Source organism: Microbacterium sp. UFMG61, assembly GCF_015354505.1.
Classification (GTDB): Bacteria; Actinomycetota; Actinomycetes; order Actinomycetales; family Microbacteriaceae; genus Microbacterium.
In genome coordinates this window covers 308,011-330,725 of the sequence record NZ_JACAFP010000001.1, presented here as the reverse complement: position 1 = coordinate 330,725, position 22,715 = coordinate 308,011, and the positions used below count along the sequence as shown (strand labels likewise).

General features: G+C 69.7%; 21 protein-coding genes. 10 read left to right on the top strand and 11 right to left on the bottom strand.

The genetic code is table 11. The features are described from left to right. Positions 1-72: 72 nt before the first annotated feature. Positions 73-2,235 carry an Ig-like domain-containing protein gene (locus IXW21_RS01640; protein ID WP_194762503.1) on the bottom strand — a complete coding sequence of 721 codons (2,163 nt, stop codon included), beginning with the start codon at positions 2,233-2,235 and terminating at the stop codon, positions 73-75. A 349-nt stretch (positions 2,236-2,584) separates the two neighbouring features. Here IXW21_RS01640 and IXW21_RS01635 point away from each other — a divergent pair, with 349 nt between their 5' ends. Further along, the gene (locus IXW21_RS01635; protein ID WP_194762502.1) at positions 2,585-3,016 is read left to right on the top strand and encodes an META domain-containing protein; all 432 of its coding nucleotides are present in this window, start codon (positions 2,585-2,587) and stop codon (positions 3,014-3,016) included. A gap of 83 nt (positions 3,017-3,099) precedes the next feature. Here IXW21_RS01635 and IXW21_RS01630 read toward each other — a convergent pair whose 3' ends face one another. The 5 genes from IXW21_RS01630 to IXW21_RS01610 all read right to left on the bottom strand — a co-directional run bounded on the left by IXW21_RS01630 (position 3,100) and on the right by IXW21_RS01610 (position 8,809). Beyond that, positions 3,100-4,233, bottom strand: coding sequence for a bifunctional 2-methylcitrate synthase/citrate synthase (locus tag IXW21_RS01630; RefSeq protein WP_194762501.1), 1,134 nt, complete (start codon positions 4,231-4,233; stop codon positions 3,100-3,102). 74 nt (positions 4,234-4,307) lie between these two features. Next, complete coding sequence (gene prpB / locus IXW21_RS01625; RefSeq protein ID WP_194762500.1) at positions 4,308-5,216, bottom strand: methylisocitrate lyase; 909 nt, start codon at positions 5,214-5,216, stop codon at positions 4,308-4,310. Continuing rightward, positions 5,216-6,742 (bottom strand): MmgE/PrpD family protein, encoded by a 1,527-nt coding sequence (locus tag IXW21_RS01620; protein ID WP_194762499.1) that lies wholly within the window; start codon positions 6,740-6,742, stop codon positions 5,216-5,218. Before IXW21_RS01620 ends, prpB begins: the two co-directional genes overlap by 1 nt. After that, positions 6,739-7,407: a GntR family transcriptional regulator gene (locus IXW21_RS01615; protein WP_194762498.1), complete on the bottom strand. Its 669-nt coding sequence runs from the start codon at positions 7,405-7,407 to the stop codon at positions 6,739-6,741. The genes IXW21_RS01620 and IXW21_RS01615 overlap by 4 nt, the downstream gene beginning before the upstream one ends. A 421-nt stretch (positions 7,408-7,828) precedes the next feature. Continuing rightward, complete coding sequence (locus IXW21_RS01610; RefSeq protein WP_194762497.1) at positions 7,829-8,809, bottom strand: EamA family transporter; 981 nt, start codon at positions 8,807-8,809, stop codon at positions 7,829-7,831. A 39-nt stretch (positions 8,810-8,848) separates the two neighbouring features. Between IXW21_RS01610 and IXW21_RS01605 the strand changes: the two genes are divergently transcribed. Both IXW21_RS01605 and IXW21_RS01600 read left to right on the top strand, forming a co-directional pair. Continuing rightward, entirely contained in the window at positions 8,849-9,397 is a 549-nt protein-coding gene (locus IXW21_RS01605; RefSeq protein ID WP_194762496.1) for a CGNR zinc finger domain-containing protein, read from the top strand. Beyond that, positions 9,394-10,368, top strand: coding sequence for an acetylxylan esterase (locus tag IXW21_RS01600; RefSeq protein WP_194762495.1), 975 nt, complete (start codon positions 9,394-9,396; stop codon positions 10,366-10,368). Before IXW21_RS01605 ends, IXW21_RS01600 begins: the two co-directional genes overlap by 4 nt. A gap of 7 nt (positions 10,369-10,375) precedes the next feature. On the opposite strand, the gene IXW21_RS01595 is transcribed toward IXW21_RS01600, so the two are convergent. The 3 genes from IXW21_RS01595 to IXW21_RS01585 are packed head-to-tail and all read right to left on the bottom strand — an operon-like array spanning position 10,376 to position 14,001. Next, positions 10,376-11,710: an alpha-L-fucosidase gene (locus IXW21_RS01595; RefSeq protein ID WP_194762494.1), complete on the bottom strand. Its 1,335-nt coding sequence runs from the start codon at positions 11,708-11,710 to the stop codon at positions 10,376-10,378. 43 nt (positions 11,711-11,753) lie between these two features. After that, a complete protein-coding gene (locus tag IXW21_RS01590) occupies positions 11,754-12,719 on the bottom strand; it encodes an aldo/keto reductase (RefSeq protein ID WP_194762493.1) in 966 nt (321 codons plus the stop codon). Further along, positions 12,706-14,001 carry an L-fuconate dehydratase gene (locus IXW21_RS01585; protein ID WP_194762492.1) on the bottom strand — a complete coding sequence of 432 codons (1,296 nt, stop codon included), beginning with the start codon at positions 13,999-14,001 and terminating at the stop codon, positions 12,706-12,708. The genes IXW21_RS01590 and IXW21_RS01585 overlap by 14 nt, the downstream gene beginning before the upstream one ends. 135 nt (positions 14,002-14,136) lie before the next feature. Here IXW21_RS01585 and IXW21_RS01580 point away from each other — a divergent pair, with 135 nt between their 5' ends. Together IXW21_RS01580 and IXW21_RS01575 are read left to right on the top strand one after the other, a co-directional pair. Further along, complete coding sequence (locus tag IXW21_RS01580) at positions 14,137-14,997, top strand: fumarylacetoacetate hydrolase family protein (RefSeq protein ID WP_194762491.1); 861 nt, start codon at positions 14,137-14,139, stop codon at positions 14,995-14,997. Further along, positions 14,979-15,752, top strand: coding sequence for an SDR family NAD(P)-dependent oxidoreductase (locus tag IXW21_RS01575; RefSeq protein ID WP_194762490.1), 774 nt, complete (start codon positions 14,979-14,981; stop codon positions 15,750-15,752). The genes IXW21_RS01580 and IXW21_RS01575 overlap by 19 nt, the downstream gene beginning before the upstream one ends. A gap of 28 nt (positions 15,753-15,780) precedes the next feature. On the opposite strand, the gene IXW21_RS01570 is transcribed toward IXW21_RS01575, so the two are convergent. Then, the gene (locus tag IXW21_RS01570; RefSeq protein WP_194762489.1) at positions 15,781-16,761 is read right to left on the bottom strand and encodes an amidohydrolase family protein; all 981 of its coding nucleotides are present in this window, start codon (positions 16,759-16,761) and stop codon (positions 15,781-15,783) included. A 46-nt stretch (positions 16,762-16,807) separates the two neighbouring features. On the opposite strand from IXW21_RS01570, the gene IXW21_RS01565 reads away from it, so the two are divergent. The 4 genes from IXW21_RS01565 (at position 16,808) to IXW21_RS01550 (ending at position 20,351) form a co-directional block, all read left to right on the top strand. Beyond that, complete coding sequence (locus IXW21_RS01565) at positions 16,808-17,512, top strand: FadR/GntR family transcriptional regulator (protein WP_194762488.1); 705 nt, start codon at positions 16,808-16,810, stop codon at positions 17,510-17,512. Between the two features lie 49 nt (positions 17,513-17,561). Beyond that, positions 17,562-18,632: a hypothetical protein gene (locus tag IXW21_RS01560; protein ID WP_194762487.1), complete on the top strand. Its 1,071-nt coding sequence runs from the start codon at positions 17,562-17,564 to the stop codon at positions 18,630-18,632. Positions 18,633-18,652: 20 nt separating this feature from the next. Next, complete coding sequence (locus tag IXW21_RS01555; RefSeq protein WP_194762486.1) at positions 18,653-19,711, top strand: PLP-dependent cysteine synthase family protein; 1,059 nt, start codon at positions 18,653-18,655, stop codon at positions 19,709-19,711. A 124-nt stretch (positions 19,712-19,835) separates the two neighbouring features. Beyond that, positions 19,836-20,351: a glycine cleavage system protein R gene (locus tag IXW21_RS01550; RefSeq protein ID WP_194762485.1), complete on the top strand. Its 516-nt coding sequence runs from the start codon at positions 19,836-19,838 to the stop codon at positions 20,349-20,351. Between the two features lie 235 nt (positions 20,352-20,586). Here the strand turns inward: IXW21_RS01550 and IXW21_RS01545 are convergent, their stop codons facing one another. Continuing rightward, entirely contained in the window at positions 20,587-21,300 is a 714-nt protein-coding gene (locus IXW21_RS01545) for a FadR/GntR family transcriptional regulator (protein ID WP_194762484.1), read from the bottom strand. Positions 21,301-21,465: 165 nt separating this feature from the next. On the opposite strand from IXW21_RS01545, the gene IXW21_RS01540 reads away from it, so the two are divergent. Then, complete coding sequence (locus IXW21_RS01540; protein WP_194762483.1) at positions 21,466-22,701, top strand: aminotransferase class V-fold PLP-dependent enzyme; 1,236 nt, start codon at positions 21,466-21,468, stop codon at positions 22,699-22,701. Positions 22,702-22,715: the final 14 nt, after the last annotated feature.

Sequence of the window (22,715 nt, the reverse complement as noted above, 5' to 3'; positions counted from 1 at the left end):
GTCATCACCCTACACAGAAGAAGCCCGGCATCATCGATGCCGGGCTTCTTCCGATCAGATCAGATCAGGTGATCAGCTCTCGATCGTCTGGCGACGGCGAGCGAGGAGCAGGAATCCACCCGACAGCAGTGCGAGAGCGATCGCCGCTGCGGTGAGCGGGACGATCACGTCGCCACCGGTCACGGCGAGATCGCCGTCACCACCGGGAGCCGGAGCAGCTCCACCGCCGCCCGGGGCCGGGGCCGGGGCCGGGGCCGCGAGGACCGAGAACGCCACGTCGGTCGGAGCCGAGGCGACGCCGGCCAGGGCCTGCGTCACCGACACGGTGTACGTGCCGGGCTGCAGGGCCGCGCCGAAGTCGACAGCCCACGAGCCGCTCTCGACCGTGGTCGTGAACGTGCCGCTGGCTGCGGCGAAGGATGCCGCGAGTGCTGCCGTCGTGGCCGCCGGTGCCGGCTCGGCGCCGGTGAGGGTCACGGTGACCTTCGCGCCGCTGATGCCGGTGCCCGAGAGCACCGAGGGTCCACCGTCGTGCGGGAACTCTGCGCCGTTGGCGACCGAGGTCACGACGGGCGACGCGGGGATGACCGCGAAGGTCGAGGTCGCCTGAGGCGAGGTCTCGGGCTCGCCCTCGATGATGCGGGTCTGGGTGACGACGATCTGGTGCTCGGCCTTGTAGCCGAGCTTCAGTCCGTCGACGGTCCAGTTTCCGTCAGCAGCGACCACGGCCGTGCCGAGGGTCTCGCCGTCGGCGTCGCTGACCGCGATCTCGGCGGTCGGGAGTCCGGTGCCCGAGGCCGCGGTGACGGGCTCGTTCACGGTGGATCCGTCTGCCGGCGAGGTGATGACCGGTGCGAGGAGCGGAGCGGGAACCACCGTCAGGTTCAGCGTGGTGGTCGGCGAGGTGCTGAGGCCGTTCACACCGGTGATGGTGATCTCTGCGGCACCGAGCTCGACGGGTCCGATGAACGAGAACTTCCCGTCGACGACGTCGACGGTCTGCTCTGCGCCGAGACCGGTGACGGTCACGGTGTCGGATCCGGGAGCGGTTCCGGTGATGGTCGCACCGGGGTTGACCTCAGCGCCGCTGGCCAGGCCGTCCACGACCGGGGCGTCGAGGTCGAGAGCGACCTCGTAGCCGTTGGTCTTGGGGAGAGCCGTGGTGAGCGATGCCGACCAGGTCCACTGTTCCTGCCCTGGCCCAGCCTCGACGCCACCGGAGATGAGGCCGACTGCGGTGTTGCCCTGGATGACAGCTCCACCCGAGTCGCCGGGGCCGGCGACCGTGTTGCTGGAGAAGCCCTGAACCCAGCGGTCCTCGATCTTCAACCAACCGTCCACGATGTCGTTGCCATCGATCGCACCTGTCGTGAAGCCGGTCGTGCGACCGCTCTTCGACACGGGCCCGGGAACGGCCGCACCGACGGCCTTGACCGCGACTCCGCTTTCTGCGAGCGAGTCGTAGGCTTCGGTGGCCGTGGTCCAGTCGGTGACGAGCGGCAGCGGGTTGGTGCCCGCTGCGACATCGATCACCGAGATGTCGGTGGCGTTCGTGTCGCCGTCCGCACCCGGAGCGTTGTTCGTGCTGCCGAACTGCGCGAACCCGAAGGTGCCGAGGACCTCGGGCGTCGCGGGCAGCTCGTCGTCGCCGCCGGCTGCGGGCTGCTCGCTCGGCACGCTCCAGAGGGTTCCGGCCATCTTGAGGTTGTTGTCATCGAGCGCGCAGTGCCCGGCGCTGAGCAGCGCCGGCTCACGCTCGGGGCTCCACGCGGCGAATCCGACGGAGCAGTTGTAGAGGAGGTCGTCCTGGCTGACGCTCAGGTATCCCTGTCCACCGACGACGTCGCCCTCGGCGAACGCCTTCGGGGTGCTTCCGAGCGTCACGACGGTGGCCGCCGGGATGTCGGCCTCTGCGGCGAAGGCCTTGATGGCCGCATCATCGGTCGCGCCCTCTTCGGAGACGACCGTGATCTTCTGGCCCTCGGCGTTCATGCCGCTGGCCACGAACTCGACGCCGTGCTCGGCGGCCGTGTCGGCCACCTTGACGAGGTCGGCCGGCGGAGCATCGTCGACGGGTGCGTCCGTGGCCGGGGCCTCGTTCTCCGACGTCGCGGTCGGAGAGGGAGTCGGAGTCGGCTCTGCGCCATCCTCGGCGTATGCCGGGCCTGCCACGAGCAGGCCCGACAGGGCGAGCGCGGTGGCGGCGGTCAACGCCAGAGGGCGTCGACCTGTCACTCTGTGCTTCATGTGATGTATGTCCTTGCTGGTCACGGATCGTCAGTCAGTTTCAGTTCCGGCACGCGCACGGAGCACAGAACCGGCCGCCTCCCGGTGGAGGCGTGAACTGCGACGCTGGCCCCCCGACAAGCAGGATCCTGCCCGTCGGGACGAACAGGGATCTCAAGCAGAGTACCCAGTAAATCCACAGAATGGGAGAATTGTTTACCAGAATTTTGCCATTTGACCTGGCACTCGTCTGCGGGGTATACGCGCGAGGCACCGCGACCCGACGGCCGCGTCTCCACACCGTCGAATCCGCTGAGAACTCAGTATTCTGGCGGCCGATCCGGTTACCATGACCAGCATGAGCACCCACCGCAGAGCACGAAACCTCGTCGGCCTCGCGATGCTGGGGGCCTTCGCCCTGCTGGGCACGGCCTGTGCGACCAGCACTCCTGGCGAGGCCCCGACCTCGACCCCCGAGCCGAACAGCGAAGAGGCGGCCGTCGTCGAGAAGCTCGTCGGACTGTGGGGAGAGGACGCCGCAGGCCAGCCGCACCTCGAGTTCGCCGCCGACGGCACGGTCACCGGCAGCGACGGCTGCAACGGCGTCACCACGACCTATTCGGTGAACGGCGACCGCGTCGACCTCGCCCGCTTCGCCTCGACCCTGAAGGCCTGCCCCGGTGTCGACGACTGGATGCGCGGCGTGCGCGCGGTCGCCCTCGACGGCGATGTGCTCGTGATCATGGACGCCACGGGTACCGAGCTCGGCAGCCTCCCCCGGTCGAGCTGACCCCGCCCACACGTTCGAATCGCTCACTTGGCAGATTCCGCCCGAGGTTTTCTGCAAAGTGAGCGATTCGAACGGCGGGGAGGCTAGCCCTCGACGTGACGCTCGTCGACGCCGTCGTAGAACGACAGCGGACGGATCAGCGCGTTGGCGCCGGCCTGCTCGATCACGTGCGCCGTCCACCCCGTCACCCGCGCCGCCACGAACAGCGGCGTGAAGGTCAGCGTGTCGAAGCCGATCAGGTTGTACGCCGGACCCGACGGGTAGTCGAGGTTCGGGTAGATGCCCTTGCGCGCGACGAACTCCGCCTCGAGAGCGTCGTACAGCGCGGCCACCTCGGCGCGGTCGTAGTGCTCGACGAGCGTGTCGAGCGCGGCCTTCATGGTGGGCACACGCGAGTCGCCGCTCTTGTACACGCGGTGGCCGAAGCCCATGATCTTGCGCTTCTCAGCCAGCGCCTTATCGAGCCACGGCACGACGTTGGACGCCTCGCCGATCTCGTCGAAGATGTGCAGCACGGCCTCGTTGGCACCGCCGTGCAGCGGGCCCTTGAGCGCGCCGATCGCTCCGACGACGGCCGAGTACAGGTCGCTGAGGGTCGAGGTGATCACGCGGGCCGTGAAGGTCGAGGCGTTGAACGAGTGCTCGGCATACAGGATCATCGAGCGGTTGAACGCGTCGACGACCACCGGGTCGGCCTCTTCGCCGAACGTCATCCAGAGGAAGTTCGCCGAGTAGTCGAGGTCGTCGCGCGGTTCGATCGGCTGCTCGCCGCGACGGCGGCGCTGGCCGTAGGCGACGATCGCCGGCAGAGCGGCGAACAGACGGATGCTGCGCTCGAGGTTCTCCTCGGGGCTGCCCCCGGCATCCAGCACCGATCCGCCGGCGTTCGTGTCGGAGGCGCCGATCAGACTCACGGCCGTGCGCACCTCGTCCATCGGGTGCGCCTCGAGCGGGATCAGGTCGATCGCCGCCTTGACGCTGTCGCTCAGCGCGCGGTGAGGGCGCTCCTTGGCGCGGAAGGCGGCGAGCTCTTCGAACGTCGGCAGCTCTCCGTGCCACAGCAGGTACGCGACCGCTTCGAACGACTGGGTCGCCGCCAGCTCCTGCACCGGATACCCGCGGTACAGCAGGCTGTTCGTCTCGGGGTTGACTTTCGAGATCGCCGTCGTGTCGACGACGACGCCCGCGAGGCCCTTCTTGATGTCCGGCTCGGTCATGCTCACTCCTTCGTGTACTTCGACTCGTCGCTGCGCTCCTCGCTCAGCAACCGGCGTGATTCCCTTCGCTGCGCTCAGGGACGCGCTCTGTCTACCGTGAAGCCTGCGACGCCCGAGTCGAACTCCTTGTAGGACTCGTAGTCGATCAGGTCGTAGAGATCGGCACGGTGCTGCATCTCACCGAGCTTCGAGGTGAGGTGCCCCTCCTCGTTCAGCGTATCGAGCGCACGGTCCGCCGCGCCCATCGCGATGCGCAGCAGCGACACGGGCCAGATGACCATGTTCACTCCGGCATCGCGCAGCTGGTCGACCGAGAAGAGGTCGCTCTTGCCGAACTCGGTCATGTTGGCGAGGATCGGCACGTCGAGCGCCTCTGCCATCGCCTCGAACTCGGCGAGCGTGCGCATCGCCTCGGGGAAGACGGCATCGGCTCCGGCATCCACCAGCGCCTTGGCGCGATCTATCGCCGAGTCCAGCCCCTCGACCGCGCGGATATCGGTGCGCGCCATGATGAGGAAGTTCGGGTCGCGGCGGGCGTCGGCAGCGGCGCGGATGCGACGGATCGCCGTGCGCTCGTCGACCACGCTCTTGCCGTCGAGGTGACCGCAGCGCTTCGGGTTGATCTGGTCCTCGATGTGCGTGCCGGCGAGGCCGGCGTCTTCGAGTTCCTGGATCGTGCGGGCGACGTTCAACGGCTCACCGAATCCCGTGTCGGCGTCGACGATCGCGGGGATCTCGGTCATGCGCGCGATCTGCTTCGCGCGCCCGGCGACCTCGGTCAGCGTGGTGAGCCCGATGTCGGGCACGCCGAGATCGGCAGACAGCACCGCGCCCGAGATGTAGACCCCGTCGAAGCCCTTCTGCTCGATCAGGCGGGCGCTCAGCGGGTTGAAGGCGCCGGGGAAGCGCAGCAGCTCGCCGCTCGCGAGTCGCTCACGGAACAGGCGGCGCTTCTCGGCCGGGGTGACATGGGAGTAGAGCATCAGAACAGACCCTTCGGGGCATCCGCGCCCTCGAGCAGACCCGGCTTCGCGATGATCGACAGCTCGCCGACCTCGGCGGCCGTGAGCTCGGGCAGACGCTGCACGAGCTCGAGGAAGCGCTCGATCTCGGCCGACTCCAGCACGGGCTCGGCCAGCAGGCGGAACTTCGCGATGTAGTTCTCGCGCGCGAACGGACGGGCGCCGAGCGGATGCGCGTCGGCGACGGCGATCTCGTCGGTCACGGTCGTGCCGTCGGTCAGGCGGAACTCGACGCGACCGCCGAACGCCTTCACGTCGGGGTCCTCAGAGTGGTAGCGGCGCGTCCACTCGGCATCCTCGTCCGTGGTGATCTTGTGCCACAGAGCGACGGTGTCTGCGCGGCCCGCACGCTCGGGCGTGTACGAGTCGACGTGGTGCCACCCGCCGTCCTGCAGCGCCACCGCGAAGATGTACGGGATCGAGTGGTCGAGCGTCTCGCGCGATGCGGTGGGGTCGTACTTCTGCGGGTCGTTCGCGCCCGAGCCGATCACGTAGTGGGTGTGGTGACTGGTGTGCAGCACGATGGACTCGATGTTCGCGGGGTCGCGGAGCGCCGGGTTCTCGGTGCCGAGCTTGCGGGCGAGGTCGATCCACGCCTGCGCCTGGTACTCGGCCGAGTGCTCCTTCGTGTACGAGTCGAGGATCGCGCGCTTCGCCTCCCCCGCGGCGGGAAGCGGCACCTCGTACGCGGCGTCCTTGCCGTCGAGCATCCAGGCGATCACGCCGTCTTCACCTTCATAGATCGGGGCGGGGCTGGTCTGCCCGCGCATCGCGCGATCGACGGCCTCGACCGCGAGCTTGCCGGCGAACGCCGGGGCATGCGCCTTCCAGGTCGAGATCTCGCCCTTGCGGCTCTGGCGTGTAGCGGTGGTGGTGTGCAGCCCCTGGCCGACGGCCTGGTAGATCGTCTCGACATCGAGGCCGAGCAGGGTGCCGATGCCGGCGGCGGCCGACGGGCCGAGGTGGGCGACGTGGTCGATCTTGTGCTTGTGCAGGCAGATCGCGCGCACGAGGTCCATCTGGATCTCGTAGCCGGTGGCGATGCCTCGAAGCAGCGCGCGGCCGTCGGCCTGCACGTGCTGGGCGACCGCGAGGATCGGCGGGATGTTGTCGCCCGGGTGCGAGTACTCGGCCGCGAGGAACGTGTCGTGGTAGTCGAGCTCGCGCACGGCGACGCCGTTGGCCCACGCCGCCCACTCGGGGCTCGTGCGGTGGTCGAGAGCCGCGCCGAAGACCGTGGCGCCGATGCCGCCGGTCGAGACGGGGTGGCTGAACGCCTGCGCGCGGGCCGCGTTGATGGGGCCGCGGGTGAGGGATGCCGCGGCGACCGACGCGTTGTCGATGATGCGGTTGATGATCATGTCGACGACGTCCTGCTCGACCTCGACCGGGTCTGCGGCGACCTCGGCGATCTTCCAGGCGAGCTGGTCTTCTCGAGCGAGGTTCTCGTCGCTGCGGTGCACGCGGACGTGGTGGGTGACGGTCATTTCACACCTTCGGGGTTGGCTGACAGGGAGTCGAGGATGCCGGCGAGCGCGTTGTGCAGATGCACGTGCGTGGCGTGGGCGGCGAGGTCGCCGTCTCGGTCGGCCAGCGCTGCCGCGATCGTGCGATGCTCGGCGGCGGAGGCGGCGAGGCGGTCGGGCTTGTCGCGGGCCATGCGGCGCACCCGCACGAGGTGGGTGCGCACGGTGCGCAGCGCCGAGGCGATGTAGTCGTTGTCGACGGCCCTGTCGAGAGCCGCGTCGAAGCGGGCGATGAGGGCGTAGTAGGCATCACGCCCCTCGACGGCGGCGAGGTCGACGTGGGTGAACTCGTCGGCGAGCGCGGCGAAGAGGGAGGCGTCTCCGCGCTGGGCGGCGAGACGGGCGGAGGTCTCTTCGAGCGCGCGGCGGATCTCGAACAGCGCGCGGATGTCGTCGGCATCCAGGTCGGCGACCACGGTGACCCGAGGGGATTGCTGCACGACCAGGCCGTCGGCGGCCAGGCGCCGCAGGGCCTCGCGCAACGGGGTGCGGCTGATGCCGAGGCGGGCGGCCTGCTCGACCTCGCCGAGCACGAAGCCGGCGGGGAGCACGCCCGACTGGATCTCGTCCAGCAGCGCCGCGTGGGCTCGATCGCTCGCTGTGATGCGGTCGGCGACGGAGCTCATGCCCTCAGTGTATACAAAAATGCGCATTCAAGGGCCTTGCGCCGGTTTCCACCGTCATCGCGTATACATAAGTCATCGAGCGAGTCACGTGTCCCGCTCGCCCGCTCGCTCGCTCGCTCGCTGCAATGCGGGGTCAAAAGTGCATCCGCGCATCCATGCGGGGTCAAAAACGCATCCCCAACGGCGCTCAGGGATGCTCAATTGACCACTCACAGATGCGGGCCCGAGCGGGGCCAAAAACGCATCCGCCAGTCGGCGCGCGGCCCGTGCGGGGTCAAAAGTGCATCCGAAACGGCACCCAGGGATGCGTTACTGACCCGCACACGAGATCGACCCCGCATGGGCGACCCGCACACGAGATCGACCCCGCATGGGCGACCCGCACACGAGATCGACCCCGCACGGACGACGGGACGCCGCGCTACCGCCGCGGCAGCTCCACAGCATCCGGGACAGGCTCGACGAACTCGGCCGGACGCGGCTCGCCGAGCTTCACGACGACGACACCGACCAGCACGAGCGCCGCACCGACGGCCTGCAGCAGGTCGGGGAGCTGCCCGAGCAGCAACCAGCCGAAGAGCAGCGCGGCGACGACTTCGGACAGCGCGATGAAGGATGCCAGGCGCGAGCCCAGCATCCGTGTCGACGCGATGCCGAGCACATATGCGAGAGCCGTCGCGATCAGGCCGATCGCGAGCACCGGCACGAACCACGGAACGGTTCCGAAGCGGTAGGCGATGTCGTCGGTCGTCCAGGCGATGGGCAGGATGCCGACGAGGCCGGCGACCGTCAACGCCACCGCGCCGAGCAGCAGCCCTCCCCCGGCCAGCGCGATCGGCGGCAGCCCGGTGTCGGCCTTGGCCGAGAGCAGGAAGTACGTCGCCGCACCCACCATCGCGGCGAGCGCCCAGAGGATGCCGGCGACGTTGACCTCGGCGCCGGTGATGATGTCGAGCATCAGCACGAGGCCGACGAACGCGATGGCCGCACCGATCACGCTGCGTCGAGTCGGCCGTTCACCCCGGCGGAGCCAGAGCCACAGGACGACGGCGATCGGGGCGGTGTACTCGATGAGCAGCGCGAGGCCGACGTCCATCACGGCGACGGCCTGGAAGTAGCAGAGCTGCGTCGCTGTCACGGCGAGCAGTCCGTAGGCGGCGACCATGCCGGCGTTCTTTCTGAGCATTCCCCATCGGCCACGCAACGACAGGATCGTCGGCACGAGCAGCACGAGCGCCGCGACCCAGACACGCACCGTGACGGCGGCACCCGGCGTCCACCCCGCATCGATGAGCCCCCGCGCCCAGGCGCCCGACATCCCGAAGGCGAAGGCCGCGCCGATCGCCAGCGGCAGCCCGAGACGCACCTCCCGCGCCGACGCGTCATTGGCAATAGTGCTCATGACAGGTGACGCTACTCGCGCGAGTAGTAAGGTGTCAATATGATCTTCGCCGATGACACCGAAGAGGCGCTGCGCGCCGCCGTCTGGTTGGTGAACTCCGCCGAAGAACCCGAGACCCTCGAGACACCCGCCGATCACGCGGCATTCCTCGCCGAGTTCCCGTACTCCGGTCGCATCGATCGCGACGATGCCGAGCTGGCGGCGCTGCGCGGCATCCGCTCCCGCCTGCGCTCCATGCTGCTCGCGCCCCGTGACGAGATGGCGGAGCACGTCAACGCGGCGCTCGCCGAGAGCACCCTCTCCCCGCGCCTCGTCCGCCATGACGGAGTCGACTGGCATCTGCACGCCGTCGCCGACGAGCGCCCGCTCGCGGAGCGCGTGCAGATCGAGACCGCCATGGCACTGATCGACGTCATCCGCGCCGACGAGGGATCGCGGATCTCGATCTGCGCCGACGACACCTGCCACGCCCTCGCGCTCGATCTCTCGCGCAACCGCTCGAAGCGCTACTGCTCGACGACCTGCACCAACCGCAACGCGGTCGCCGCCTACCGATCGCGGCGCGCCCGGAACGACACTCACGCATGACCCTCCCCGCTCCCTACGACACCTGGTTCCCCGCTGCCGCCTTCGACGCCAGCTACGGTCACACGCTCGACACGCTGCGCTCGATCGCACCGATCGCTCCGCCCGAGGGCTTCGCGGAGCGCTGGATGCGGTGGCGCGACGAGGCGCGGCAGGTGGATGCCGCGCCGGTGGTCCTGTCGGTCGATTCCGCAGCGGGCAGGCGCGTCTCGGTGATCGAGTACTCGGGGATCGACGGCACGCGCCTGCGTGCCTGGGTCGTCGACCCCGTCGCAGCCGCCGCGCGCGTCGGCGTCGTGCACAGCCACGGGTACGGAGGGCGTGACGCGGTCGATCTCGCCCGTGTGCCCGACGATGCGGCCGCGATCTTCCCGGTCGCGCGAGGCCTGCCGACGCTCAATGCCGGCGTGGGCGCCCCCGAGCTGACTGCCGAGCACGTGCTCGCAGGCATCGACGACCCCGAACGGTACTCGCTGGGGCTGTGCGCTCGCGATCTGTGGCTCGCGGCCGACGCGCTCGTCGCGCTGAACGGCGATGTGCCTCTCTACTACGTGGGCGAGAGCTTCGGCGGCGGTATCGGCTCACTCGCCCTCCCCTGGGACGACCGCTACATCGGCGGAAACCTGATCGTGCCGAGCTTCGGCCAGTACGACGAGCGGCTGGCGGTGCACTGCTTCGGCAGCGGCGCGGCAGTGCGCGCGCACGTCGCCGCTCACCCCGAAGCCCGCGAGCTGCTGCGCTGGTTCGACGCGTCGAGCGCCATGACGCTCGCGCAGGTGCCCGTGCGCGTCGAGGTCGCACTGTGGGATCCGTATGTGCCCCCGCAGGGACAGTTCGCGGTGGCGAACGCCGTCGAGGCGCTCGACCTCGAGGTGCTGCCGGCCGGGCACGCGGAATACCCGGGATCGGATGCCGTCACGGCCGCGGCGATCCGCCGGGGCCGTGCACACCTCGAGCGCGTTCTCAGCACCTGAGTCCGACCTACCGCAGGTCGAACGTGACCCGCACGGGCCCGGCGATCGCCGACTCTCCCACGGTCACGACCGGCGCTCCCGAGTCTCCGGCGACGGATGCCGCATCCGAGCGCCCGCTCGCGGCATCGAGTCGATCTGCGTCGACGTCGAGCGTCACGACGCTGCCCGCCGGGGCGTCGATGAACGCGTGCGCTCGGCCGTCGGTGCGCGTCCAGCGCACCCAGGGCTCATCCGCGGCGCGCGCGATCGCGGCATCCAGAGTCTCAGACGCGAAGATCGCATCGCCGTGCACGTCGTTCCGCGCACCGAGCTCCTCGAGCGTCCTCCGCTGCAGATCGGTGACCTCGCCCGCGGCCGTGAGGCCGATGTTGAGCAGCAGGTTGCCTCCGCGCGAGACGACGTCCACGAAGTGGCGGATCGCCCCGGCCCCGTCGAGCGAGTTCGTCTCGTCTTCGAGTCGGTTGTGCCCGAACGAGAATCCGACGCCGCGGCAGTTCTCCCAGACGCCGCTCTCGGCATCCCTCCCCTGCTCGTACTCGCTGGTGCGGAAGTCCCAGTGCGTCTCGCCGAAGCGGTCGTTGACCACCGCATCCGGAACCGTCGCGTACAGGCGGTCGAAGAGCTCGACGAGACTCTTGTCCCCCTCGGGCTTGCCCGCATCGGGCCACTCGATGTCACCCCACAGCACCGCGGGGCGGTACCTGTCGATCAGGTCGACCGCGTGGTCGTAGGCGTAGTCGGCGTAGGCCTTGTCGACAGGCCGGTTGTTCGCGTCGATCTCGTCGGCGATCACCGGGTTCTGTCCGAACCACCAGTCGAGGCCCCCGGAGTAGTAGACCCCGAAGCGGATGCCGCGCTCGTCGGCCGCGTCGCGGAACTCTCCGATGAGGTCGCGCTTCGGGCCGCGCGCCACCGTGTTGCGGTCGCCCGTACCCGGAGCATCCCACAGCGCGACGCCGTCGTGATGCTTGCTCGTCGGCACGAAGTATCGCGCGCCTGTGCGGGCGACGAGGTCCATCACGGCACCGGCATCGAAGCGCTCTGCCTTCCACTGATCGATGAAGTCGTCGTAGTCGGCTCCGCCGTAGACCTCCTGCTGGTGCCGGTGCGCAGGGCTGCCCTCGATGCGGATCGTGTTGTAGTACCACTCGGCGTAGGGGTTGTGCGCGAACCAGTGCGCGGAATCGAAGGTGCCGAGCGGGCCGATCGGCTCGGCCCACGCCGGAACCGAGTACGGCCCCCAGTGCACGAAGATGCCGAGCTTCGCATCCCGGTACCACTGCGGCACCTCCCGCTCGAAGCGTTCGTAGTGTGCGGGGCGGACGGTGTCGCTCGTGAACATGGGTGTCTTCTCCTTCGTCGGTGAATGAGGTCGTGTCAGCGGATCACGCGGGGATGAGTCCCTCTGCGGCGAGCGCGTCCCACAGTTCGGCGGGCACCGTGGCGCTCGCCCATTCCGCGTTCTGCCGCAGCTGCTCGGGGCGGCTGCCGCCCACGACGACCGAGCGGACGACGTCGGACTGCAGGGGGAACTGCAGCGCTGCCGCCGGCAGCGACACGTCGTGCTCGGCGCACACGCGGGCGATGCGCACGAGTCGGTCCCAGAGTGCGTCGGGCAGCCGTCCGTACTCGTAGCGTCCGTCACGGCGCGGCTCGTTCGAGGCCAGCAGGCCGGAGTTGAAGACGGATGCCGCGACGATCCCGGTGCCCTTCGCACGGCAGGCGGGCAGCACCTCGGCGGCGGCCGGCTGCTCGAGCAGCGTGTAGCGGCCGGCGACCATGATCAGGTCGAGGTCGGCCGAGCGCACGGCCGCGGCGAGAGCATCCGACACCATCGATCCGATGCCGATCGCGGCCACCTCTCCGTCTGCCCGCAGCCGCTCGAGCGCCGGCAGCGCCTCGGCGAGCGCCAGGTCGAGATCGTGTCGCTCGGGGTCGTGCAGGTAGAGCAGGTCGATGCGCTCGATGCCGAGCCGCTCGCGCGATTCGGCGAGGCTCGCGCGGATGCCGTCGGCCGAGAAGTCCCACACGCGCCGCAGGTCGTCGGGCACATGGAAGTCGTTGGCGGTGTCGAGCCCGCCGTCGTGGTCGGGGTTCGGTCGCAGCAGTCGCCCGACCTTGGTCGAGAGCACGTAGTCCTTGCGCGGCTTGGTCTGCAGGAACGCGCCGAGGCGGCGCTCCGAGAGTCCGAGACCGTAGTGCGGTGCGGTGTCGAAGAAGCGGATGCCGCTCTCCCACGCGGCGTCGAGCACGGCCCACGCCTGGTCGTCGGTCAGCGCGCGGAAGAGGTTGCCGAGGTTCGCGGCGCCGTATCCGAGGGTCGGAACCGTCAGCGGTTCAGGCGCCGACATGCTGACCCGTCCACGTGTAGGCGGCGATGCTCTCGGCCTTCATCTCCATGCCCGAGCCGGGCGCGGAGGGCGCCATGTACGAGCCGCCCTGGATGTCGGTCGGGATCACGAAGTGCTCGTGCAGGTGGTCGACGAACTCGATCATCCGGCCCTCGCGCGTGCCGGTGACGGCGACGAAGTCGAACATCGACAGGTGCTGCACGGCCTCGCACAGACCGACACCACCGGCATGCGGGCAGACCGGCACGCCGAACTTCGCCGCCAGCAGCAGGTTGGCGATGTTCTCGTTGACACCCGCGACGCGCACGGCGTCGATCTGCATGACAGAGATGGCTTCAGCCTGCAGGAGCTGCTTGAAGATCACGCGGTTCTGGGCGTGCTCGCCGGTGGCGACGCGGATGGGCGCCACTCCTCTGGCGATCTCGGCGTGACCGAGCACGTCGTCCGGGCTCGTGGGCTCTTCGATCCAGGCGGGGTGGAACTCGGCGAGCGCGTTCACCCACTCGATCGCCTCCGACACCTCCCAGCGCTGGTTCGCGTCGATCGCGATCGGGAAGTCGGGCCCGCAGACCTCGCGGGCCTTGCGGAAGCGGCGGATGTCGTCGTCGAGGTCGGCGCCGACCTTCAGCTTGATCTGCGTGAAGCCGTCGGCCATCGCCTCACGGGCGAGCCTCTCGAGCTTCTCGTCGGAGTAGCCCAGCCAGCCGGGGCTCGTCGTGTATCCGGGATAGCCGGTGGCGAGCAGCTCGCGCTCGCGCTCGGCGCGGCCGGGTTCCGCGGCGCGCAGGATCTCGAGCGCGTCCTCGGGTGTCAGAGCGTTGGTCAGGTAGCGGAAGTCGACGAGGCCGACGAGCTCCTCCGGCGTCATCCGTGCCAGCAGCTGCCAGAGCGGCAGACCGGCCCGCTTGGCCTTGATGTCCCACAGCGCGTTGATGACCGCGCCGATCGCCATGTGCATGACGCCCTTCTCCGGGCCGAGCCAGCGCAGCTGCGAGTCGCCGATGATGTCGCGGAAGGTCGTGCCCATGTCGTCGAGCAGCGGTTCGATCTCGCGGCCGACCAGGTGCCCGGCGAGCGCGTCGATCGCGGCGACCTGCACATCGTTGCCCCGACCGATCGTGAACACGAAGGCATGACCGTCGATGCCGTCCCCGGCGTCGGTGCGGACGATGACATACGCCGCCGAGTAGTCGGGGTCGGGGTTCATGGCATCCGACCCGTCGAGGCTCAGCGACGTGGGAAAGCGGATGTCGGTCGTGTCGAGGGCGACGATGTGGCTCACGGGGTCCTCTCGTGCACGGGCTGGGGATTCGTGCAAATCCCTTGGAGTGTAAACATCCGATGTCTATACTGTCAACGAGGCACGCCAGATCGGCGCCGTCGAATCGGGAGTCTTCCCGGGAGATCAGGAGAGACAATGAAGTTCGCACGTCTGGGCCCCGCCGGCGCCGAGATCCCCGTCGTCATCGAGGGCGACCGCCACCTCGACCTGCGCGCACTGACATCCGATGTCAACGGCGACTTCCTCGCCGGCGACTTCCGCTCTCGCGTCGCCGAGGCGATCGCCTCGGGCATTCTGCCCGAACTCGCGGATGCCGCCGCAATGCGCATCGGAGCGCCGATCGCCCGCCCGAGCGCCGTCATCTGCATCGGCCAGAACTACGCCGCCCATGCGCGCGAATCGGGCGCCGAGCCGCCCACCGTGCCGATCATGTTCTTGAAGACGCCGAACACCGTCGTCGGCCCGAACGACGCGGTCACGATCCCCCGCGGCAGCGAGAAGACCGACTGGGAGGTCGAGCTCGGCATCGTCATCGGCGCCCGCGCGGCCTACCTCGACTCGCCGGAGGATGCGGACGCGCACATCGCCGGCTATGTGGTGGCGAACGACGTCTCGGAGCGCGCCTTCCAGATGGAGGTCTCGGGCGGACAGTGGTCGAAGGGCAAGATCGCACCCGGCTTCAACCCCACCGGCCCGTGGCTGGTCACCCCCGACGAGGTCGACGTCGACGATCTGCGGCTGCGCAGCTGGGTCAACCGCGAGCCCCGTCAGGACTCGAACACGAACGACATGATCTTCGACGTCCGTGTGATCGTGCACCACCTGTCGCAGTACGTCACGCTCGAGCCGGGCGACCTGATCCTCACCGGCACCCCGCAGGGCGTCGCGTTCGGCGGCAGGTTCCCGTACCTGACCGCGGGCGATGTGGTGGAGATCGAGATCGAGGGACTCGGGCATCAGCGCCAGGAGTTCGTGGCATGGGAGGCAGAGAAGTGAGCAGCGCACTCGACGGACTCGTCGCGATCGTCACCGGCGGAGCATCCGGGATCGGGGAGGCCATCGCCGCCCGTCTGCATGCCGACGGCGCGCGGATCGCGGTGCTCGACCGCGACACGTCCGGTGCGGATGCCGCCTTCGCCGCGTTCACGGCCGACGTCTCGGACCGCGCGTCGGTGGATGCCGCCGTCGCCGCCGTCGCCGAGAAGTTCGGCCGCATCGACATTGTGGTCAACAACGCCGGCATCGGCGCGCAGGGCGACATCAGCGCGAACGACGACGACGAGTGGGCCCGAGTGCTCTCGATCAACGTCACCGGCATCGCGCGCGTCACCTCGGCGGCGCTGCCCTGGCTCAAGAAGTCGCCGAGCGCAGCGGTCTGCAACACGGCATCCATCGCCTCGACGACCGGGCTGCCGCAGCGCGCTCTGTACAGCGCGTCGAAGGGAGCGGTCTCGGCCCTGACGCGCGCCATGGCTGCCGACCACCTGCGCGACGGCATCCGTGTGAACGCCGTGAACCCCGGCACCGCCGACACTCCCTGGGTCGGGCGCCTGCTCGACTCGGCAGCGGACCCGATCGCCGAGCGCGCCGCCCTCGAGGCCCGCCAGCCGCACGGCCGCCTGGTCTCGCCCGACGAGGTCGCCGCCGCCGTCGCCTACCTGGTGTCACCGGCCGCGGGATCGACGACGGGAACGTTCATCGAGGTCGACGGCGGCATGGCGCAGCTGCGTCTGCGTCCGGTCGGCAGCTGACGCAGCGGGGGCGACGCGAACGCCGGCGCTACGCTCGTCCGCCGCGCAACCAGGCCCGGATGCCGCGGCGGGGCCGCTCGTCCCGAGCATCCGCATGCGTCGACCACTGACCGACGCGATAGAACTCCTCGGCATTCGCCCAGAAGATCGCATCGAGATCGTGGCCGCGCTTCTCGGCCCAGGCGATCACGGCATCCGCCCATCGACTCCGGGCCGTCGGCTGGTAGGTCGGCGACCCGTCTTCGGGGGCATGCGGGTCGCCCGGCTCGGCGGGACCGATGACCGACACGGGCCAGTCACTCCCCCACATCAGCCGCTCTGCCCCGAACGCATCGGCCGCCGCATCGAGGAACGGCTCGAGCTGGGCAGGCGACCAATCCCCCGCGGCCTCGCCGGGCAGCCCGGACAGTTTGCAGGAGACCTGCGGATGCCGCGCCAGGTCGTCGAGGTCGCGCACCCACTCCATCGTGGGCGTCGCCGGGGCATCCGCCGTGCCGACGGTGGGCTTGCCGAGGTGATCGAGCACCATCCGCAGCTCGGGCACGGCACCGGCGAGACGTGCGATCTCGGGCAGCTGCGGAGCGCGTACACAGGCGTCGAAGGTCCAGCCCCGGGCGGCGACTTCTCGTGCTCCGGTCACGAATGCCGCCGAAACCGCGAGTCCGTCGGGTTCGCCCTGCAGATTGTGCCGCACCCCGACGACGAGCGGTTCGGCCGCGAGCCCTTCGAGATGCGCCGTGGTGTCGGTGCCGCGGTCGAGCCGCGCACCGGCGACGATCGCGGCGACGCCCGCTTCCCGGGCCTGAGCGGCGACCCACCGCACCTCGGCGAGGAAGTCGTCCTCGATCGTCTCGGCCTGCACGAACACCGCCTTCTCGATCGTGGCCCGGTCGACCCGGGAGTGCGCGATCTCGAGCGCCGCGAACTCCCAGGCGAGCGGGCCCTTGAGCCAGGTGTACGTCAGAGTGTCGGGCGACCAGAGGTGCAGGTGCGAATCGAGTACGCGCATGCCCCCATCCTGCCGCAGACATCGGATCAATCGCTAGGATGTCCGAGTGGCAGTGACCGATGAGGCGATCGCGAAGATCAAGGCGATGATCGTCTCGGGCGAGCTGTCGCCCGGCGACCGGCTCCCGCCCGAGAAGGAGCTCGCCGAACGACTCGGCCTCTCTCGCAGCTCGATGCGCGAGGCCGTGAAGGCGCTCGAGGTCATCCGCGTGCTCGATGTGCGGCGCGGCGACGGCACGTACGTCACGAGCCTCGAACCGCACCTGCTGCTCGAAGCGATCTCGTTCGTGGTCGACATGCACGACGACGATTCGATGCTCGAGATCTTCGCGGTCAGGCGCATGCTCGAGTCGCAGGCCACCGGCCTGGCGGCGACCCTCGGCACCGTTGACGCGATCGCCGCGCTGGTCCATGAGGTCTCGTCCGTCGACGCGACCTCGACCGTCGAGGAGATTGTCGAGCACGACATCCGCTTCCACCGCGAGATCGCCGCGATGTCGGGCAACGCGTACCTCGCGAGCCTGATCGAGCACCTCAGCAGCCAGACGGTCCGGGCACGCGTGTGGCGCGGCCTCACCGAGGGCGGCGCCACCGAGCGCACGCTCGCCGAGCACCGCGGCATCGCCGACGCGATTGCCCGCCACGATCCTGCCCTCGCCACCTCGCTCACGACCGCACACATCGCGGGCGTCGAGCAGTGGCTGCGCCAGGCGGCATCGACTCGAGTTTCCGCTGTCGGCGGGGCCGACTAACCTTTCTCGAAGGCGCACGCGGCGCCGCGCACCGGGGGGGAGAGCGTCGATGACGAACGAGCGGGATGCGTCAGGACAGGATGCTGGAGCGCAGGATGCTGCAGCACAGCCCGAGCCGATCGCGCAGCCCGAGCCCGTCGCGCAGCCCGAGCCCGTCGCGCAGCCCGAGCTCGTCGTTCCTCCGGCTCCCGCCGGCTCGTCGGCACCGGTTCCGCCCGCTGTTCCGCTCGCGCCGCCGCTCGGCGCACCGGCCGGGCCCCCACTTCCACAGTGGCCGGGGCCGCCGGGGTCCGGAGCATCGCCGACCGGCGCTCCCGCGCTGGGCAGCCATCCGGGAACGGTCCCGCCGTACTCGAGCGCTCCGCCGTACTCGAGCGCTCCGCCGTACTCGAGCGCTCCGGCGCAGCATCCGCAGCCCGGCCACCCGCAATCCGCGCCCTACGCCCAGCCCGCATATCCGCCGCCCGGATACGCCCAGCCCGCATATCCGCCGCCCGCCTATCCTCAGCCCGCTCCCTCTGCCGCTGGCGCCTATCCGCTCTCGTCCTCCGCGCCCCCTCCCCCGCGATCCGGCGGCCGCAATCTGGCCGTGGTGCTCAGCATCGTCGGCGCGATGGCCGTGCTCGTCGTGATCGGCGTCGCCGTGGCGGTCAGCCTGATTCTGGGGTCATCCCCGGCGACGCCGATCGCGGTGCCGAGTCCGACCTCCGTCGCCCCCGAGGGCGGGCAACCGTCCGAGCCGAGCGCCGTGCCCGACGACGGCTCATCCGATGCACCGGCCGATCCCGAGGCCGGGGCGGCCATCGCCGATCGGCTCGAGCAGAAGATCGACGAGTACAAACGGCTCCGCGATTCCGGCGAGCTGTGGCAGAGCATCCCCGACACCGAGTTCAATCGCACCGCGGTCAGCGCGTTCCTCTACTTCCTCACGGATATGAAGGTCGCGACGATCTGGGGCGTGGACGCCGCGACCGCCGACGAGTACGAGCAGCGCATGACCATGCTCGAAGAGCGGCTGCTCGCGCAGCAGCCCCTCGGCGACGACATCGAGATCACCCTCGAAGACCGGGTCTTCACCTACGACGGAGAGACGGGCGAGGGCGGATACACCGCCAAGTAGCGGCGCGTTACGCTCGAAGCATGAGCGACTGGACCAGCACTGCGATCGCCCTGCTGGAAGCCGACGCGAACCGCAGCGCAGACACGCACCTGCACCTCTTCCCGTTGCCACCCGAGTGGGGCATCGATCTGTACCTCAAAGACGAGTCCGTGCACCCCACCGGTTCGCTCAAGCATCGCCTCGCGCGCTCGCTGATCCTCTACGGACTCGTGAACGGCCGCATCACCGAGCACTCGACGCTCGTCGAGTCGTCGAGCGGATCGACCGCCGTCTCCGAGGCGTACTTCGCACGGATGCTGGGGCTGCCCTTCGTCACGGTCGTGCCGCGGTCGACGAGCCAGGAGAAGATCGACCTCATCGAGTTCTACGGCGGCCGCTGTCACTTCGTCGACCGCGCCGAAGACATGTCTCCCGAGGCGCAACGTCTGGCGTCGGAGTGCCACGGTCACTATCTCGACCAGTTCACGTTCGCCGAGCGGGCGACCGACTGGCGCGGCAACAACAACATCGCCGAGAGCGTGTTCAGCCAGCTGTCGCAGGAGCGGCATCCGATCCCCCGGTGGATCGTCGTGGGCGCAGGCACCGGCGGCACGAGCGCGACGTTCGGCCGGTACGTGAAGTACCGCCGCCATGAGACGCAGATCGCGGTCGTCGATCCCGAGGGCTCGGCGTTCTTCGACGGATGGGCCGGAACCGTCGATCCGCCCGCCGGCCGCCCCAGCCGCATCGAGGGCATCGGCCGACCCCGCGTCGAGGCCTCGTTCGTGCCGACCGTCATCGACGAGATGATCCGCGTGCCCGACGCCGGGTCGATCGCCGCGATCCGGATGCTGCGCGAGCGCACGCTGCACTGGGCCGGAGGATCTACCGGCACCAACCTGTACGGCGTCTTCCAACTGATCGCACGCATGCGCGCCGCCGGCGAGACCGGCAGCATCGTCACGCTGATCTGCGACAGCGGCATCCGCTACGCCGGCACGTACTTCAACGCCGACTGGGTCGCCGAGCAAGGCTGGGATCTCGCCCCCCACCGCGCTCGGCTCGACCACTTCCTGGAGACCGGCGACTGGGTCGAGTGAGCCGCGGTTCGCCCGACCTGCTCGTTCACGATTCAGCACGGACGCCGTCGATCGGCCACCTGGCCGCCCGTTTCGCCTGGCTTGCGGCCGCTGGTGCTGAATCGTGAACGGCTACGCTGGCCGCATGACTACTCTCATCCTCACTGTCGCGGGTGCTGATCGCCCCGGACTCGTCGCAGCCGTCGCCGATGTCGTCGATGCCCATGGCGGCAACTGGGAGAACAGCTCGCTGGCCGAGCTCGCCGGAACCTTCGCCGGAGTCATCGAGGTCTCGGTCACCCCCGAGCACTCGGAGGGGCTTCAGGCCGCACTCCGCGAACTGCAGGGCCAGGGCCTGCTGACCCTCGCCGTGCTCACCGGAGCACCGGCCGAGTCGGATGCCGACGACAGGGTGCTCGAGATCCAGGTGCTCGGCAACGACCGCCCCGGCATCGTCCGAGAGGTGTCCGGCGTGCTCAGCGCCCATGACCTCAGCATCGAGGAGCTCGCGACCGAGACCCGCGACGCGGCGATGGCCGGCGGCCGCCTGTTCGAGGCATCCGTGGTCGCTCGCATCCCGTCCTCGGTCGACCTCGACGCCCTGCGCCGTGACCTCGAACGCATCGCGACCGAGGTGCAGGTCGACATCACCGTCGCCTGACGCGTCGGTCGGCCCGATGCGCGGACCCGGCCGCGGTCCCGGTCGCGCTCGCGGTCCCGATCAGCGGACCCGGCCCCGATCAGCGGACGGATCGGCGGGAATGGCCCGCAGATCGGGACAGCCCCCGCAGATTGGGACGGCTCACAGATCGGGAATGGCCCGCAGATCGGGACAGCCCCCGCGGATCGGGACGGCTCACAGATCGGGACAGCCTCCGCAGACCGGGCGCAGCGCCTCAGTCCAGCCCCGGCACCGGTTCCGCCGCCGGCGACTCGGCACCCGAATACCGCCGCACCCAGTACTCGGTCTGAGCCACATGCGCGGATGCCGCAGCCGACGCGGCGACCGGATCTGCCGCGGCGAGACCCCGCAGGATCGCGCGGTGCCCGGCGTCCGAGTGCAGCTTGAGCTCGGCCGCATCGTCGGCATCCGGAATCCGATACGCGCGCGACCGTGAGCGCAGCACGTCGATCAGGCTCGTGAGCGCGTCGTTGCCCGCGACCCGCGAGATCGTCATGTGGAAGGCGTGGTCGAGCCGCGAGTGCGCCTCGAGGTCGTCGCTGCCCTCGATCTCGTCGAGGATCCGGCCGAGCGAGTCGATGGTCGTCGCGTCGATTCGGGCTGCGGCGAGCGCGGCCGCGTGCGGTTCGAGCACACGACGCAGCTCGGTGAGTTCGAGCACACCGGCCATGGGCAGCAGCCCGACGGTCAGCGACAGGCTGCCGATCAGGTCGGCGGCGCGCAGCTCACCGACGTAGCTCCCGGAGCCGTGCCGGGTCTCGAGCACGCCGAGCGCGGCCAGCATCCGGATGGCTTCGCGCAGCGACCCGCGTGAGACGCCGAGCGTCTCGCACAGCTCACCCTCGCTGGGCAGGCGGTCGCCCGGGCGCAGGGCACCGTCGGCGATCAGCGTGCGCAACCCGTGCAGGGCCGTGTCCAAAGCGCTCATGGTCATCCTCCCGCCACCGCCTGATCCCTCTGTGAGTCTGTCGGACATAGCCACCGCATCAAATTCGTATGACAACTATGTTTCATACTCACCTTTTCGTAGCCATTTCCCAAGCTCTGTGGCAAAGTTGTGCAACAACTCCCCCCGACGCACCGACGAGGACCGATGCCCGCACCACTCTTCCCCGCCCCGCTCACGCTGAACTCCGGCATGCGAGCCCGTGAGGCGTGGCCCCTCGATCCCGATGTCATCCACCTCAACCACGGATCGTTCGGCGCGGTTCCCCGCGCAGTCATCGCGCAGCAGGATGCTCTGCGTCGGCGCGCCGATCTCAGCCCCGTCGAGTGGTTCCCCCGCATCGCCGAGCGCGTGCGGGAGGCCCGCGAGCGCACCGCCCCGTTCGTGGGCGCGCACGCCGACGACAGCGCCTTCGTCCCCAATGCCTCTGCCGCCGCGACCGTCGTCTACAACGCGCTGCAGCTCGAGCGCGGCGACGAGATCCTCGTCACCGACCAGGGCTATGGCGCGATCACGATGGGCGCGCAGCGGCTGGCTCGCCGCTTCGGAGCATCCGTCCGCGCGGTCGAGCTGCCGCTGCTCGCCGGCGACGACGAGGTCGTGCAGCGCTTCGCCGACGCTCTCACCCCGAACACGCGCCTGATCGTGGTCGACCAGATCACCTCCCCCACCGCCCGGATGCTGCCGACGCGCCGCATCGCCGAGCTCGCCGCCGAGCGCGGCATCCGCACGCTCGTCGACGGCGCCCATGCGCCCGGACTCGTCGCCGACGCGGCGGCGGTCGCCGGCGGCGACTGGTGGTTCGGCAATCTGCACAAGTGGCCCTGCGCCCCGCGCGGCTCGGCGCTGCTCGTCACGAACGCCGCCGACCGCGATGAGCTGTGGCCTCTCATCGACTCGTGGGCCGCGAACGAGCCCTACCCCGAGCGCTTCGACACCCAGGGCACGATCGACGCCACGACGTATCTCGCCACCCCCGCATCGATCGACTTCATCGAAACCGAGTTCGGCTGGCACAACGCCCGCCGGGCGATGGTGCAGATGGCGGATGCCGGTGCCGAGATCATCGCCGAGGGCCTGCGCCCCTACGGCGACGAAGACCCCCTCACTCCGCTGCCCTCACCCGTGCCGTCGATGCGCCTCGTGCGCCTGCCTCTCGGACTCGGCGCGACACGCGAAGAGGCCGATGCCCTGCGGATGGACCTGCTCGACGAGACCGGAGTCGAGACCGCGTTCACCAGCTTCCGCGGCATCGGGTACTTCCGCCTGTCCGCGCACCTCTACACCGAGGCCTCCGACTTCGAGACCTTCGTCGAGCGCTGCATCCCGCAGATCCTGCGGCGTGCCGGCATCCGCACGGCCGACCCGGTCGTCATCTCCTGACCGCATCCGTCTTC